A 14,515-nucleotide genomic window follows, 5' to 3' on the forward strand; every position below is an offset into this window, starting at 1 on the left:
CTTATTTCACCTTCGTCACGACATAGTCGCCATCTTGCTTGGCAAACTCGACCTTTACTTTCTTGTTCACCGCCAGCTTATCGAAGAGCATCTTGTCTTTCACCACGAAACGCATCGTCATTGCTGGCCAGTTCAAACTTTTAACCGGTCCGTGCGCGAGGGTCACCGACCCTTTCGCTTGATCGACCGCCTTCACCACGCCAGACGCCTGATGAACGGCCGCATCCTTGGCTTTCTTGCCCTTGTGCATGTCCATCATCCCTTCGCATTTCTGCCTGTCCATGCCGTTCATGCCCTTCATTTCCATGCACTGCTTCATATCCATGTCCTTCATGTCGCCAGACTGCGCAAATGCAACATTAGATGCGGTGAATGCAAGCGTCAGGAACAGCGTTGTGAGTTGTTTCATTGTGTTCTCCTTGGTTAGTTGAGTTGAGGGGTAAAAAGTCGGGGTAAAAAAATATGTTTTCAGGCCTCTATCGAGATGCAACCCAGTCTATGTTCCATAACCGATTGCCCCCTGATCCGACATCGCGGCGCGCATGGCACGCAATTGCCGACGACGCATCAGCAAATACGCTGCCGGCATTACCAACATCGACAACAATGGTGCGGTGATCATCCCGCCCACCATCGGCGCGGCGATGCGCTGCATGACTTCTGATCCGGTGCCCGCACCGAGCATGATCGGCACCAGACCCGCGATGATGACCGGGCGTCAGCTTCACCTTCCTGGCGACCGCTTGCTGCATATCGTGCACCGTTGAACCGAGATCACGACCGCGAATATCGACATAGACCCATCGTTACGCGCATCCGAGGCGCACAAGGATGTAACCGGTTAAAACTCGGACCGCGTGCGAATGTGGAAAAATTTATCCACCGACAACACCGCCAAGATACCTGCGCCCGGGATATCGGAGTGCGCTACATCCATAATGGCATTCGTCAACTCCTCAACCTTTGACTCTTCCAAAAAAATTTCCACTTTGAGGTGTTCTGTCAGATGGTTTTTTGAAAAGAAGTCGGTGTACTCGCCGAATCCCTTTACCTTCGTCACGGTCAATCCTCGTACATGAAGGCTGCCGAGTTTGGTTTCCAGCGCCGCCAAAACGTCGGGGCGAATAATGGCAATCACATATTTCAAGTTCATTCTGCTCTCCACGTAATGGATGATTCCGTCATCCCCAATCAATCACTCCCGCCAATCACATTGACAGTGTGTCTATAAGCCGGATCCAGTCGCCCCGTCGCGGGAAAAACCTCGGTATCTGCCGCATGTAATCCTGATAGGCGGTACCGAAGCGGCTGACCATTTCTCGTTCTTCCTGGCGCGCGAGCCGAACATAGACCAGCACAATCACGGGAAAGAGTATTAAGGTAATGAGCGTCGGCCAGTGCACGATCTGGCCGAATACCGCCAGCATGATGCCTGTGTACTGGGGATGACGGATCACGCCATACGGCCCGTCCTTGACAAAACGCTCTTCGCGACGTGCTTGGTAAACTTTTCTCCAGCCAGCGATTAACAGCACGACGCCCAACAGGATAAAAGCGCCGCCGAGCAGCATTTCGGTCATCGCGCCACCCGGACCGTAACCAAGGAGCGAAGCCCATAAATGGCCGGTATGGGCATACATCGGAAGGTCGATACCGAGAAATTCCGTCAGCAGATAGATCGTCAGGGGAAAACCGTACATTTCGGCATACAGCGCGATAATGAATGCCTGAATCAATCCGGCACCGCTCCATTCGCGCCAGCCCTTGGGTGCCGCGTAGCGATATAGCATCCAGGACACGATCACGACAATAATCGCGACCCATCCCCAATGTCCATAGTGCCCGGCAAAACCACTTAGATCACGCATGGCCTGCACTCCTTGCGGCACACCAGCGCCGCTGAGTTGAATCGAACGACTTATTCTCGGCGATCAATCATTTGTCCTCCCCGTTACTTCACCGCGCTAACGACGTAATCAGCGTCCTGTTTGATGAAATCGATGGTCACTTTCTTGTCGACGGCGAATTTGTCGAAGAACGTCTTGTCCTTCACAACGAAGCTCATCGTCATTGCCGGCCAATTCAAGCTTTTGACAGGCCCATGTGCCAGCGTCACCGTGCCCTTTGAAGGATCAACCGCCTTCACGATACCTGTCGCCTTATGGGTTGTGGCGGTAGCGGTGGAATCGGAAGTCATTTTGTCCATCTGCATGGTCTTCCTGTTCATGTCTTTCATATCCATATTCTTCGTGCCACCAGACTGCGCCATGGCGAGACCGGAGGCGGACAAAGCGAGGATCAGGGATACGGTTGCGGTAAATTTCATTGCAATTTCCTTCATTGGCTAAGGTGGGGTTGGTACCACAAAACATTATCGATAGCTGCCTGGGCTGTAGCGACCTCTCCTGGGGGCATGGCCGTCCTGAGAGATCGCATTAGGCTTCAAAAACGGGTTAAGACTGCTTCATCATTTCCTGACAATCCTTCATCATTTGATCCATTTTTTCATGCATTTTCGGATCCATTTGATGGTCCATTTTGTTGTCCATTTTGCGGTCCATTCCGGCTTGATGATCTTTACTGGCTGCCGCCTGTGCCAGTTGAGCGTGCTTGGCCTTGCGCCCTTGTTCAATCACCTGCCAGTCGGGACCAGCGAAGGCCGAAAATGCGGTGGCAACGGTACTGACGCAGAGCAGAGTAAGAAGTAACTTTTTCATGATGAATTCCTCTGTAAATTGGCTGTGCTGTGAGTAGGAAGGCTTTCGCGCATTCACATCGTCGCCGCGCTAATTCAACCAGCGACAGTACAAAACTCGCAGCGCAAGCGCTGGCCGTACTGAACCCTCCGGCACAAATGCATGAGAATCGGTTGGTAGATCAAGCCGCATTATCCAAGAGGCAGCCGCAACATCAGGATGGTCACCGCTTCCGGCCATGCGCGCAGCAGAAGGTGGTGCCATATAGCAGGAGGCGCATGGCAGGCAATCTGCCATTGCCATCTGCTGCTTGATCGCCGCAGCTGCACGCACGTCGATCTGCAGCTGCAGCTGCAACGGCAACGCCTGCGCATGGCCGGCCCAGACCAAACAGATCAGCACAACCGTGCGCCTCACGCAATGCGTGATGTGCTTGCCCGAACGGTGTGCACCAAACAGTTTCATAAGGACTATGCCTCCACTTGCGACGCCATACTGGTGGCGCGAATCTGACGCCGACGCAACAGCAGATAGACCACAGGGACCACAAACATCGACAGTAGTGGCGCCGTGATCATCCCGCCTACCATCGGTGCGGCGATGCGCTGCATGACTTCCGACCCGGTGCCGGTGCCCAGCATGATTGGCACCAAACCGGCGATGATGACTGCCACCGTCATCGCCTTGGGGCGCACCCGTAACACCGCACCTTCACGAATCGCATCGAGCAGATCGGCTTCACTACCATTACCGTTGGCCAGACGTTCGTCCCAGGCATGTTTCAAATAGAGCAACATGATCACGCCGAACTCGGCCGATACGCCCGCCAATGCAATGAAGCCGACGCCGCCAGCGACCGACAGCTGATAATCGAGCAACCACAACAGCCAGATACCACCGGCCAGCGCAAACGGCAGCGTCCCCATGATCAATGCCGCTTCATCAAAGCGCTTGAACGTCAGATACAGCAGGACGAAGATAATGAGCAAGGTTGCTGGCACCACGATTTTGAGTTTGGCGGTGGCGCGCTCCAGATACTCGAACTGTCCCGACCACGCGATAGAGTAACCAGCTGGCAATTTGACTTCCTTGGCCACGACCTGCTGCATGTCGTGCACGGTGGAGCTTAGATCGCGATCACGAATATCGACATAGACCCAGCCCGACAGGCGCGCATTCTCGCTTTTCAGCATCGGCGGGCCATCGTTGATGCGAATCGCCGCGATATCCCCAAGTCGGATTTGGGCGCCGCGTTCAGTCAGCACCGATAGCTGGCGCAGTTTCTCGACCGAGTCGCGCACTTCGCGCGGATAACGCACATTGATGGGGAAGCGCTGCAAGCCCTCGACGGTTTCGCCAATGTTGTCGCCGCCAATCGCCGCCGACACAATGCTTTGCACGTCCGCAATATTCAAGCCATAGCGGGCGGCCGCATCGCGGTCGATATTCACATCGATATACCGCCCACCGTTCAAACGTTCGGCCAGCGCCGACGACACGCCCGGTACGTGCTTGACGGCGCGTTCTATTTCGCCGGTAATGCGGTCAATTTCCTGCAAACTGACGCCTGCGACCTTGACCCCGACCGGACTTTTGATGCCGGTGGCCAGCATGTCGATCCGATTGCGAATCGGCGGCACCCAGATGTTAGACAGTCCGGGCACCTTGACGATGCGGTCCAGTTCCTGCACCAGCTTGTCCGGCGTCATGCCGTCTCGCCACTGATTGTGCGGTTTGAACTGGATCATGGTCTCGAACATTTCGAGCGGTGCGGGATCGGTTGCGCTCTCGGCGCGACCCGCCTTGCCGAACACGCTTTGCACTTCCGGCACGGTTTTGATCAGCCGATCGGTCTGCTGCAATAATTCGGACACCTTGCCCGCCGACAAGCCAGGCAGCGCCGACGGCATATACAGCACGTCGCCTTCATCGAGCGGCGGCATGAATTCGCCGCCGAGCTGTGACATGGGCCAGATCGTCACGATGGCCACCAGCGCTGCCACCAGTAAGGTCGTTTTGGGGAACCGCAGCACGCCATCGAGCAACGGACGGTACGCTGCAATCAGAAAGCGATTGAGCGGGTTCCTGTCCTCATCGGGAATGCGGCCACGAATCAGATAGCCCATCAATACCGGGATCAGGGTCACGGCCAAGCCAGCGGCCGCCGCCATCGCATAGGTCTTGGTAAAGGCCAATGGGGAAAACAGGCGTCCCTCCTGCGCTTCCAGCGTGAACACCGGAATGAAGGAGAGCACGATGATCAACAGCGAGAAAAACAGCGCCGGCCCCACCTCGGCTGCGGCGTCGCCGATCACGCTCCAGTGGTCATTGCTTTTCAATTTTTCACCGGGATGGGCGTGGTTCCACGCTTCAATATGCTTGTGGGCATTCTCGATCATCACCACGGCGGCATCGACCATCGCGCCGACGGCAATGGCAATGCCGCCAAGCGACATGATATTGGCATTGACGCCCTGGTAATACATGACGATGAACGCTATCAGGATGCCAATCGGCAGCGTGACGATGGCGACCAATGCCGAGCGCAAATGAAACAGGAAGATCGCGCAGACCACGGCAACGACAATGAATTCCTCGACCAGCTTTTCTTGCAGATTGGTCACCGCGCGTTTGATCAGGCTGGAACGGTCGTAAGTCGGAATGATCTCGACACCGGCTGGCAGGGTCGCTTTCAACGTTTCAAGTTTGGTCTTCACCGCCTTGATGGTTTCCAGCGCGTTCTTGCCGGAGCGCATGATGATCACGCCGCCGGCGACTTCGCCTTCGCCATTCAGTTCGGCAATACCACGCCGCATTTCCGGCCCGACCTGGATGCGCGCCACGTCGCTCAACCGTACCGACACCCCGGCGTCGGTCGTCATCAAGGGAATCTTGCGGAAGTCGTCCAGCGATGTCAGATAACCCGATGCGCGCACCATGTATTCGGCCTCACCCAGTTCCAGCACCGAACCGCCGGTTTCCTGATTGGCCTTCTGCACCGCTTCGATCACTTTGCCATGCGCGATGTTGTAGGCGCGCATCTTGTCCGGGTCGAGCACGATCTGGTATTGGCGCACCATGCCGCCGATACTCGCCACTTCGGATACGTTCGCTACCGCCTTCAGCTCGTATTTGAGGAACCAGTCCTGCAACGCGCGCAGCTGCGACAGGTCGATCTTGCCGCTGCGATCCACCAGCGCATATTCGTAGACCCAGCCGACGCCGGTGGCGTCCGGCCCGAGTGCGGTCTTGGCCTGCGGTGGCAGGCGCGATTGCACTTGGTTTAGATATTCGAGCACGCGCGAACGCGCCCAATACGGGTCGGTGCCATCCTCAAACAGGATATAGACGAAGGAATCGCCGAAGAACGAATATCCGCGCACCGTCTTGGCGCCGGGTACCGACAGCATCGTGGTCGTCAATGGATAGGTGACCTGGTTCTCGACGATCTGCGGTGCCTGGCCGGGATAACTGGTGCGGATGATGACCTGTACATCCGACAGGTCGGGAATCGCATCGAGCGGGGTGCGCGCCAAGGACCAGATGCCCCAGGCGGTGACCATGAGTGTCGCCAACAACACCAGAAAACGATTCGCGATCGACCAGCGGATCAGTCTGGCGATCATTTGCCCGCTCCGGACGGTTCGGCAGGCGTCTTCATCGCGCGATCCATTGCTTTATCTTTCCGGTCCGACATCGGTACCGCCGCAGTCGGCGCAATTGTAGTGATCGTGAACGCGCCATCCTTGGCCGCCTGAATCTCGAACACGACACTGTCGCCTACCGCAATGTCCTTGGGCGGGCCGCTCGCCGGCAACTTGAAAGCCATCGTCATCGGTCCCCACTGCAGGGTCGGAATCGGACCATGCGAGATCGTGATCTGGTCCTTGTCGATACTTTCGACCTTGCCTTGCCCGTGATGCGTCGGCCCGGCCGCCTCGTCGCCGTTCGGTCTATTCTGTCCATGCTGTGCTGGCATGTCGCTCATGCGCGTTGCGGTTCCTTTCAGACTCGCTTCGGAATCGATCAGGAACTGCCCCGATACGACCACCTTCTGCCCGGCTGCCAGGCCCTTGCGGATTTCGCTCTGGCCGTTGGTCTCGGTTCCGATCTCGACCTCGATCGGGATGAACTTGCCATCGCCCTGCGCCAGCATCACGACGCTCCTGGTTCCGGTCTGGATCACCGCCTCGGTCGGCACCAGCAGCACGTCCTTGCGGGCGATGGACGTGAAACTGATCGTGGCAAACATGCCCGGCACCAGTTGGCCGGACGGATTGGCCAGTTCAACCCGCGCCTTCAGCGTGCGCGTGGCAGGATTGACTTCGGGCAGGATCGCACTGACCCGGCCTTTGAAGCTGGTTCCGGGTAACGAAGGCGTGCGCGCTTCCACTGCAATGCCCGGGCGCAGCTGCGCGGCCAGGTTTTCCGGGACGTCGGCATTAACCCATATCGTGCGAAGGCCATTGATCCGGAACAAGGGCGCGCCAGCCATCACGGTCATGCCTTCGCGCGCAGACAGTTCCGACACCACGCCGCCGATCGGGGCGAAAATCGTCAGGCGAGGCTGCACCTTGCCGGTGGTTTCCACCAGCCGCAGCTGGTCATCGGTCATACCGGCCAGGCGCATGCGTTGGCGGGCGCCGTCCAGCAATCCACTCACGCCATTGCCCTGCATGCGCCTGACCGACAGGTACTCTTCCTGGGCCGCTACCCAATCGGGCACATACAGTTCGGCCAGCGCTTGCCCCTTGCGTACCGGGTCGAGCGGCGCCCGCACCAACAGTCGTTCCACGAAGCCATTGCTGCGCGCCTGCACCAGCGCCACATCGCGCTCGTTGTAGGCGACGCTTCCGACCGCTTCGACTGCCGAGGTCAAATTACCCTTGGCGACTTCGGCGGTACGGATACCGAGATTTTGCTGCACCCGGGGATTGATATTGACCATGCCGTCATCAGCTGCATTGCCGGCCGCATCGTCCGCATACACCGGCACCAGCTGCATATCCATGAACGGCGATTTGCCCGGCTTGTCGAATCTTTGACCCGGCACCATCGGATCGTGCCAATACAGCACCTTCTTGCCGTTGACGGCGTTCTGCGCACTTGGTGGTGACGATGCAGCGGCGTTCGGCACCGCGGACGCCATCTTGCTGCCATGGTTCACGCCGGCCGAATACAGACCGTACGCACTTGCCATAGCCAGCACCACCGCCGCGATGGCGACGATAATTTTCTTGTGCTTCATTTCGTATCCTTGTGTTTCAACATCGCCGCGTGCGCATCAGCTTCGTCGGTGGGAAACAGAAAATTGATTTTGGCCCACAGACGATCGGTATCGGTCGCCAGTTGCAGCGCCTGGATCCGCACGTCGATTTCGTTGCGGCGCGCCGCAAGCACATCGGCGAGGCTGGCCTTGGCGCCACGGTAGGCCGCGATTACCGCTTGGGTCCGGTCATTGGCCAGCGGGAGTAATTCACGCTCGTAGCGGGCATGCCGTTCGCGATCGCTTTGCCATTCGTCGATCATGGCGCGAGTCTCGGCAACATGACTGCGCAGCATTTCGTCGCGCTCCGCCTTTGCCTGTTCCACCAGCGCCAATTTGGACGACAACTCACGGTCCTGGCGGTTTTTTTGATCCCATTGCAGCGGAATCGACACGCCAAGAGACACCATGTTCGAAAAGGCTGGGCCACGCTGTTGGAACGCAAGCTCCATGCTCCAGTCGGACTTTTTATTGGCGCGCGCCAGTTGCGCTTCGGTTTCGGCGATTTCTTCCCGCTTAACGAGCACCGCAATGTCCGGATGGTGGAGCAGCTGGCTGTCGAGCGAGGCGGGCTCCAAACGGATCGCGTCGGTGGCAGGCTTGGCGGCCAACGGCAGGTCCGCCGCTGCGCCGATCCAGCGCGCCAACATGGTCTTGCCATTGCGAATGCGACGCTCGATGTCACTGGCGCGATCATCAAACCCAGCCAGTGCGCTGCGTGCCGCAAAGACGTCGGCCTGATTGCCGCGGCCGGCACGATATGCGCCCTCGGCCGCCTGGATTTCCAGTCTGGCTTGCGCCCCCTGCTCGGCAATGACTGCCGCCATCGCTTCGGCGTAATAGCGCTCAAACCAGGCCAGCGCGGCATCGCGCTCGATTGCAGCCACAGTCGCGGTTTTTTCAACGACGGCCTTGTCTGCTTCGCGTTGGAAGCGCGCGGCACGCAATTGGCGTTTGTCGGCGCGGGTGATTTCCTGGGTCACGCCAATCCGGCGCATGGTCATGAAATCGTTGGTAGCGCTGAAGCGGTCCTGGCCATTGACTGGCAGGTTGTCGATCCCGACCTTGAGCACCGGATCAGGCAATTGAGCAGCCGCGACCGCTAACTCGCGGGAAGCGGTGGCAGCATAATCTTGCGCCGCCAATTGGCGCGAACGTTCGATGGCCAGCCGTTGTGCGCGGGCCAAGGTCAACGGAACATCGGCCGCGTGCACCGCATGCATGAGCGCAAGCGCGCCAAGCACTGTAGAGAATGCGATGCTTCGCGGTAGTCGACGGATTTTTTTAAGCGCTAGCCCATGCGCTGAAAACAGGGAAGACATGAAACCTCCAGATGGCATGGAACAACATCGCCTGCGCATGACGCGCAACGATGACGAACTACACGATCTGGAAGGTCAAATGCGGAAACAGCAGTTACGTATCGCCAAAGGCGGCGCAGTGGTTCTGGTGAGAAGTGCCGCAGCCGGCGGCGTGCCAATGGCGCGAGCAATGATGGCTACAGGGCTCAATTGAACTGCGAGCCCAGCCGTGATAAATGGCTGGACATGTGGCAGCTCGGGCTTGTCCAGCGATTGATTGCCGATTTGCCCATGCGCGTGACACAGGCTCGGCTGGACTTGATCCATGTCCTGACAGCCCGGCATATCCTGATCCGGCATGTCGGCCGATGCAGACAGCATCTGGCCAGGCTGGTCCATGCCGAATGCCGGACACACGTAAGAAGCCACCGCCAGCTGCATGAATAGCAGGCTGATCAAGGTAATTAACGCGGCAACAAAACGCGATGAGCGGGACAGTTTCATAGTCACGACCGATAATACGTATGCTTCAGCATGGTGTCAATCAAGCAGGCGATACCTTGGTCCGCCCTGGCTGGTCGACCGCACTGATGCGATGAACCACGCAGGCTCGGACCAGGGCGATGCGCCGGCCGTGGGCTTCGCTCAGGATCCGGTGCAATAACTCAGCCTTGCCACTGCCGGGCAGGCCGGTGACGATGGTGACGGGAATTTGTTGTGGCATGAACAGTCTTTCGGTGCAGCAGACGCTGCGGCAAAATGGCACCGGCCGGGTGCCATGCTCAGGCAAATTCTGCGTGAGACTTGACGTTTGACCAGCGCGCAGCAGGACTCGCGGGGCGCATGGTTGGTGCGATCAGTGGTCGCGGACGCAGGAACCAGCGCGCAGCAGGACTCGCGGGGCGCATGGTTGGTGCGATCAGTGGTCGCGGACGCAGGCAGCGCAGCCGCATTGCCAAATTCAATGACCAATCATCGTGCGGCCGGCGACGCAATTGCGCTCATTGCCGCTCGAGCAGACAGACCGCCGTCAAATCAATGATGAAGGATGGATTAAGACGGAGCACGGACGCGCTGCGGCGCCTGCGCGGGAGGGCTCAGGTAGCCGTCAACGGCGACGAAGGATTTGATCGACTGCGGCGCAATACGACTCAACACCACGGTCAGCGCGACCAGTGCGACTACTGGCGAGGCCGGACCGCCGGACGGCAGTTGTGCGGCCAGACAGCAGCTGACGCAATCGGATGACGCCTCGGTCAGGTCGTGCCGATGCCAGGCCATGCCGAGCATTTGCAGCGTGAACAGGCACAGCAGCATCCAGCGCAGCAATGGGAGGCAGGGTCGCGTAGCACGCATTCTATGAAGGATGTTGTTTGCGCTGTGGGGCTTACCGTACCGTGCCGTGCCGGGTTCATCGAATCGAAAAAAGACGATCCGATGCGCCCGCGATCCGATGCGCCTGCGACCCGGAATCGCCACCCAAGCAGCCCGGTGCGGGTGTTGCGATCAACGGATCAGTATTCCAGCTTGCGCGGCAGGGTTTTGGCCTGCTCGATCCATTTGGTGACTTCGGCTTCGGATGGCACCCGACGCGTCAGTTTCTTTGCGGTGTTGACCGAAGCCATTGCGGCGGTCAGATTGGCGGCATTGCGACGCGCCAGTTCCGGCACTGTGTCGACACCGGCCGCTTCCAGCAGTTCGGAAAACTCGGAACCGACGCCGCTGATGCGGTACAGGTCGACCATGTTGGCAAATTTCAACACCTTCGTTTCGGTGACACCGCACTTTTCAGCCAGCTCCATGCGCTGTTGCGGCGTCAGGCTGTGCGCCAGCAATGTATCGGTATCCTTCACGCCGGCGGCGCGCAGTTTGTCACCGACGACCTGGCCGATACCTTCGACGTCTTCAATTTTGTAGTTCGCCATCGCCGACCTCCTAGTTGGTGGTTGAAATTGCAGGTTCGACCATTCGCAGGAACAATTTGGATAATGAAACAGCTCGGACTGAAAATCAATGCGGGATTGCACGTAAAAAATGTGGCGCCATATTGCTTGCATCAGGTTCTCTGTCTGTCGATCACAGCGCATTCTATTTCCTCGCGGCAAAATTCGTCTTTCGTATTGCCGCCGCCGCAGCCCCCATTCAACATGATATATTCGCAAGCATTTTGCGTATCCGTTGCGACTTGCGCAGCATAAGGAACTCCGATGTTAGGCATGGTTTTTACCGAGTTTATGGAAATGGTCGAGGATCGCTTCTCGCCGGCGATCGCCGACAGCGTGATCGAATCGGCCAAGCTGCCGCACGGCGGCGCCTATACGGCGGTGGGCTACTACGCGCATGAGGAAATCATCGCGCTGGTGGTAGGACTGTCAAAGCAGACCGGCATCCCGGTGCCCGATCTGGTCACCGCCTTCGGCCAGCATTTGCTCAAGCGCTTTAGCGAAATTTATCCGCAGATGTTTGCCAGCCACACCAGCCTGTTCAGTTTTGTTGCCAGCATAGATGCGGAGATCCACCGCGAGGTGCGCAAGCTGTATCCGCAGGCGCAACTGCCGCGCTTCACCGTCCTGGAAATCGAAGAGCGCGTGATGCGCTTGGCGTATGAATCGCCGCGCTCGATGGAGGCGCTGGCGGTCGGCCTCATGCTGGGCGCGGCGGAGCATTTCGGCGAACAAGTCAAGATCAGCCATACAGCAGGAACGGTGGAAGGCCGCCCTGCGACCGTGTTCCACATCGACAAAAATACATGACTGCGTTGCCGGCGCAGCAGGTGCAAGAACAGGCACCGCCGGCCGGCGCTGACGCGGCACTGCTGGAGCGCCGCATCGCTCGCGAACGAGCGGCCCGTAAATCCGCCGAGGCGCTCCTCAACAGCAAGAGCCTGGAACTGTACGACGCGCTGCAACAGACGTCGGAAGCGCAGCGCCAGCTCGAACTCGCGTTGTGGGCAAGCGGCGAGTCGATCTGGGAATGGAATGCCGAGAACAACGGCATCACTATCCGCACCTTCAGCACCGCCGACGGCGAGCCGAAAACGACGACGCTTAGCTTCGATACCTGCATCGCCCGCATCAAGCCGGAAGACACCGAGCAAGCGACCCTGATCTGGCGCATGCACCTGATGGGCAACACCGACGCCATCGACATGTCGGTGCGCTTCCTGTCGGCGCAAAACTGGCACTGGTTTCGCATCCGGGGGCAGGCGGTGCTGCGCGATGCGCAGGGCTGGGCGCAGCGCACGGTCGGTACGGTGAAGGACGTCACCCAGCACCGCGCGGCGGAAGAGTCGCTGCGCCTGATGGCGTCGGCATTTGCCAGTTCGCGCGATGCGATGCTGGTGCTGACCGAACAGTGGCAAATCATCGAAGCCAACGGCGCCTTCAGTGAATTGAGCGGCACGCGCGCGCAGCAGTTGATGGGCGAATCCTTCACGCGCTTCCTCGACTTGCCGGCCAGCATGCTGCAGCGCTTGCAGCAGTCCGGGCATTTCCGCGCCGAGGGCATGCTGCAGGCGGCGACTGGCAAGGCAATTCCGATCGAGATCGGCATCAGCCGTTTCGCCGCCTCCGATGGCAGCGCGCCATATCTGATCGCCACCCTGCGCGACATCACCGAACGCAAGGAGGCAGCGCAGGCGCTAGAGCAAATGGCAAAGCAGGATGCGCTGACCCAGCTTCCCAATCGCAACGCATTGCAGGAAACACTGGATGAGCTGCTCACAGGCATCAGCAAAGATAAGCCGGCCGCGATCCTGTTCATCGACCTGGACGGTTTCAAGTCTATCAACGACTCGCTCGGCCACCAAGCGGGCGATGAGCTGCTCAAAGTCGCCGCCGGCCGCGCGCTGGCGCTGCTGGCGCCGGGCGACCAGTTGACGCGCTGGGGCGGCGACGAATTTGTCGCGGTGCTGACGCAGGCGTCCTCGATTGATCGCATTGACGAGTTTGCCGCGCGACTGCTGGACGAGATGCGCATGCCGCTCGACGTCGGCGGCCATCAAGTGAGTGTCAGCGCCAGCATCGGCATCGCGCTGGCGCCAAGAGACGGCGCTGACGCCGGCACCCTGCTGCGCCGCGCCGATTCGGCCATGTATGCGGCCAAGAACGCCGGCCGCGACCGCAGCGAACACTATCGCCCGGAACTGGATAACGATGCGTTACGCCGCATCACGCTGACCAGCTTGCTGCGGCAAGCGGTAGACCGCAAGCTGCTGAGCTTTGTCGCGCAACCCAAGGTGCGCGCCGACGGCCGCATCGTCGGCTGTGAATTGCTGGTGCGCTGGACCACGCAGGAATTCGGTCCGGTATCGCCTGCCGCATTCATTCCGCTGGCGGAGGAAATCGGCGTGATCCTTGCCATCGGACATCAGGCGATCCGCGAAGCCGCGCAACTAGCGCGGCGCCTGAAGGACGGCGGCCTGGCAACCACGGTGGCGGTCAACCTGTCGCCGCTGCAGGCGCACGACCCGGAACTGGAAACGGTACTGCTGTCCGCGTGCCGCGCGGCGCAGATCCATCCCGGCCGCATTCAACTGGAATTGACGGAATCGACGTTCCTGGATAACAAGAAAGCCATCTTCGAGCTGTTGCACAAGCTGAAAGCGCATGGCTTCACGCTCGCGCTGGACGACTTCGGCACCGGTTACTCTTCGCTCAGCTATCTGCGCGACCTGCCCTTCGACGTAATCAAGATCGATCGCGCGTTCCTGCGCAATATCGATCTCGACCAGCGCTCTATGCAACTGCTGGCCGGCATCGTCGACTTGTGTGCGGCGCTCGGCATGGGGACGGTGGCCGAAGGCGTCGAGACCGCGAGCCAGCTCGCCGTGCTGAGCCGGCTCGGCATTGGCGAATATCAGGGTTTCTACTTTCATCGGCCGATGCCGCAGGACGAGTTTGTATTGCTGGCAACGCTCCGCCAGCTTGTCGAAACGACTTGAATCGCCAGATCTATACTGTATAAAAGTTCGGTGTGAGCGCCTGTTCCGAGCGAGGCTTGCTATGAACGAGAGGCAAGCTTATGCGGTCTTCCCGGCATAAACCCCCTGTTTTCGCGGTGCTTCATGCGATTACCCTGGTGGCGCCCCGGCGCTTTATGCACCGGCAGCGCAATTTCGGATAATATGGTGGATTAGCGCATTAGTTGCCAATCGTACATCGCGTTTACCCTATCTCGACCTGTCGCCAGCGTCCGCCGTCGCGCTGACATTGCGAGCAATGCTGATGCCGGACGCGCGCATAACTGATGGC

Annotated in this window: 15 protein-coding genes and 1 pseudogene; 3 read left to right on the forward strand and 13 right to left on the reverse strand. The window is 59.1% G+C overall.

The annotated features are described in order from the left end of the window. Position 1: 1 nt before the first annotated feature. The 10 genes and pseudogenes from ACFOFO_RS10435 to ACFOFO_RS10480 all read right to left on the reverse strand — a co-directional run bounded on the left by ACFOFO_RS10435 (position 2) and on the right by ACFOFO_RS10480 (position 9,284). On the reverse strand, positions 2–409 hold the full coding sequence (locus ACFOFO_RS10435; RefSeq protein ID WP_390331505.1) for a copper-binding protein: 408 nt from the start codon (positions 407–409) through the stop codon (positions 2–4). A gap of 87 nt (positions 410–496) precedes the next feature. Then, positions 497–712 (reverse strand): annotated as a pseudogene (locus ACFOFO_RS10440) (efflux RND transporter permease subunit); the annotation flags it as partial. A 129-nt stretch (positions 713–841) separates the two neighbouring features. Continuing rightward, positions 842–1,153 carry a P-II family nitrogen regulator gene (locus tag ACFOFO_RS10445; RefSeq protein ID WP_390327662.1) on the reverse strand — a complete coding sequence of 104 codons (312 nt, stop codon included), beginning with the start codon at positions 1,151–1,153 and terminating at the stop codon, positions 842–844. A 55-nt stretch (positions 1,154–1,208) separates the two neighbouring features. Beyond that, positions 1,209–1,868, reverse strand: a complete 660-nt coding sequence (locus ACFOFO_RS10450) for a methyltransferase family protein (RefSeq protein WP_390327663.1) — start codon at positions 1,866–1,868, stop codon at positions 1,209–1,211. 83 nt (positions 1,869–1,951) lie between these two features. Continuing rightward, positions 1,952–2,326: a copper-binding protein gene (locus ACFOFO_RS10455; protein WP_390331506.1), complete on the reverse strand. Its 375-nt coding sequence runs from the start codon at positions 2,324–2,326 to the stop codon at positions 1,952–1,954. A 127-nt stretch (positions 2,327–2,453) separates the two neighbouring features. Then, on the reverse strand, positions 2,454–2,717 hold the full coding sequence (locus ACFOFO_RS10460) for a hypothetical protein (protein WP_390327667.1): 264 nt from the start codon (positions 2,715–2,717) through the stop codon (positions 2,454–2,456). 69 nt (positions 2,718–2,786) lie between these two features. Beyond that, entirely contained in the window at positions 2,787–3,161 is a 375-nt protein-coding gene (locus ACFOFO_RS10465) for a hypothetical protein (RefSeq protein WP_390331507.1), read from the reverse strand. Positions 3,162–3,166: 5 nt separating this feature from the next. Then, entirely contained in the window at positions 3,167–6,322 is a 3,156-nt protein-coding gene (locus tag ACFOFO_RS10470) for an efflux RND transporter permease subunit (RefSeq protein WP_390331508.1), read from the reverse strand. Then, positions 6,319–7,944: an efflux RND transporter periplasmic adaptor subunit gene (locus tag ACFOFO_RS10475; RefSeq protein WP_390327668.1), complete on the reverse strand. Its 1,626-nt coding sequence runs from the start codon at positions 7,942–7,944 to the stop codon at positions 6,319–6,321. The genes ACFOFO_RS10470 and ACFOFO_RS10475 overlap by 4 nt, the downstream gene beginning before the upstream one ends. After that, complete coding sequence (locus ACFOFO_RS10480) at positions 7,941–9,284, reverse strand: TolC family protein (RefSeq protein ID WP_390331509.1); 1,344 nt, start codon at positions 9,282–9,284, stop codon at positions 7,941–7,943. Before ACFOFO_RS10480 ends, ACFOFO_RS10475 begins: the two co-directional genes overlap by 4 nt. On the opposite strand from ACFOFO_RS10480, the gene ACFOFO_RS10485 reads away from it, so the two are divergent. Further along, a complete protein-coding gene (locus tag ACFOFO_RS10485) occupies positions 9,283–9,477 on the forward strand; it encodes a hypothetical protein (protein WP_390331510.1) in 195 nt (64 codons plus the stop codon). The genes ACFOFO_RS10480 and ACFOFO_RS10485 overlap by 2 nt on opposite strands. A gap of 330 nt (positions 9,478–9,807) precedes the next feature. Here ACFOFO_RS10485 and ACFOFO_RS10490 read toward each other — a convergent pair whose 3' ends face one another. The 3 genes from ACFOFO_RS10490 to ACFOFO_RS10500 all read right to left on the reverse strand — a co-directional run bounded on the left by ACFOFO_RS10490 (position 9,808) and on the right by ACFOFO_RS10500 (position 11,188). Then, a complete protein-coding gene (locus tag ACFOFO_RS10490; RefSeq protein WP_390327672.1) occupies positions 9,808–9,987 on the reverse strand; it encodes a GTP-binding protein in 180 nt (59 codons plus the stop codon). Between the two features lie 329 nt (positions 9,988–10,316). Continuing rightward, entirely contained in the window at positions 10,317–10,580 is a 264-nt protein-coding gene (locus tag ACFOFO_RS10495) for a hypothetical protein (protein WP_390331511.1), read from the reverse strand. Positions 10,581–10,777: 197 nt separating this feature from the next. Continuing rightward, positions 10,778–11,188: a DUF4332 domain-containing protein gene (locus ACFOFO_RS10500; protein ID WP_390331512.1), complete on the reverse strand. Its 411-nt coding sequence runs from the start codon at positions 11,186–11,188 to the stop codon at positions 10,778–10,780. A gap of 282 nt (positions 11,189–11,470) precedes the next feature. Between ACFOFO_RS10500 and ACFOFO_RS10505 the strand changes: the two genes are divergently transcribed. Both ACFOFO_RS10505 and ACFOFO_RS10510 read left to right on the forward strand, forming a co-directional pair. Next, on the forward strand, positions 11,471–12,016 hold the full coding sequence (locus tag ACFOFO_RS10505; protein WP_390327675.1) for a heme NO-binding domain-containing protein: 546 nt from the start codon (positions 11,471–11,473) through the stop codon (positions 12,014–12,016). Beyond that, positions 12,013–14,205, forward strand: coding sequence for a putative bifunctional diguanylate cyclase/phosphodiesterase (locus ACFOFO_RS10510; RefSeq protein WP_390327676.1), 2,193 nt, complete (start codon positions 12,013–12,015; stop codon positions 14,203–14,205). The genes ACFOFO_RS10505 and ACFOFO_RS10510 overlap by 4 nt, the downstream gene beginning before the upstream one ends. Positions 14,206–14,515 lie beyond the last annotated feature (310 nt).

Source organism: Pseudundibacterium arcticum, from assembly GCF_042646465.1.
Lineage (GTDB): Bacteria > Pseudomonadota > Gammaproteobacteria > Burkholderiales > Burkholderiaceae_D > Undibacterium_A > Undibacterium_A arcticum.

Excerpts from the sequence above, each read along its gene's own strand:
- ACFOFO_RS10435 (WP_390331505.1), bottom strand. The coding sequence starts at position 409 with ATGAAACAACTCACAACGCTGTTCCTGACGCTTGCATTCACCGCATCT.
- ACFOFO_RS10445 (WP_390327662.1), bottom strand. The coding sequence starts at position 1,153 with ATGAACTTGAAATATGTGATTGCCATTATTCGCCCCGACGTTTTGGCG.
- ACFOFO_RS10450 (WP_390327663.1), bottom strand. The coding sequence starts at position 1,868 with ATGCGTGATCTAAGTGGTTTTGCCGGGCACTATGGACATTGGGGATGG.
- ACFOFO_RS10455 (WP_390331506.1), bottom strand. The coding sequence starts at position 2,326 with ATGAAATTTACCGCAACCGTATCCCTGATCCTCGCTTTGTCCGCCTCC.
- ACFOFO_RS10460 (WP_390327667.1), bottom strand. The coding sequence starts at position 2,717 with ATGAAAAAGTTACTTCTTACTCTGCTCTGCGTCAGTACCGTTGCCACC.
- ACFOFO_RS10465 (WP_390331507.1), bottom strand. The coding sequence starts at position 3,161 with ATGAAACTGTTTGGTGCACACCGTTCGGGCAAGCACATCACGCATTGC.
- ACFOFO_RS10470 (WP_390331508.1), bottom strand. The coding sequence starts at position 6,322 with ATGATCGCCAGACTGATCCGCTGGTCGATCGCGAATCGTTTTCTGGTG.
- ACFOFO_RS10475 (WP_390327668.1), bottom strand. The coding sequence starts at position 7,944 with ATGAAGCACAAGAAAATTATCGTCGCCATCGCGGCGGTGGTGCTGGCT.
- ACFOFO_RS10485 (WP_390331510.1), top strand. The coding sequence starts at position 9,283 with ATGAAACCTCCAGATGGCATGGAACAACATCGCCTGCGCATGACGCGC.
- ACFOFO_RS10480 (WP_390331509.1), bottom strand. The coding sequence starts at position 9,284 with ATGTCTTCCCTGTTTTCAGCGCATGGGCTAGCGCTTAAAAAAATCCGT.
- ACFOFO_RS10490 (WP_390327672.1), bottom strand. The coding sequence starts at position 9,987 with ATGCCACAACAAATTCCCGTCACCATCGTCACCGGCCTGCCCGGCAGT.
- ACFOFO_RS10495 (WP_390331511.1), bottom strand. The coding sequence starts at position 10,580 with ATGCTGCTGTGCCTGTTCACGCTGCAAATGCTCGGCATGGCCTGGCAT.
- ACFOFO_RS10500 (WP_390331512.1), bottom strand. The coding sequence starts at position 11,188 with ATGGCGAACTACAAAATTGAAGACGTCGAAGGTATCGGCCAGGTCGTC.
- ACFOFO_RS10505 (WP_390327675.1), top strand. The coding sequence starts at position 11,471 with ATGTTAGGCATGGTTTTTACCGAGTTTATGGAAATGGTCGAGGATCGC.
- ACFOFO_RS10510 (WP_390327676.1), top strand. The coding sequence starts at position 12,013 with ATGACTGCGTTGCCGGCGCAGCAGGTGCAAGAACAGGCACCGCCGGCC.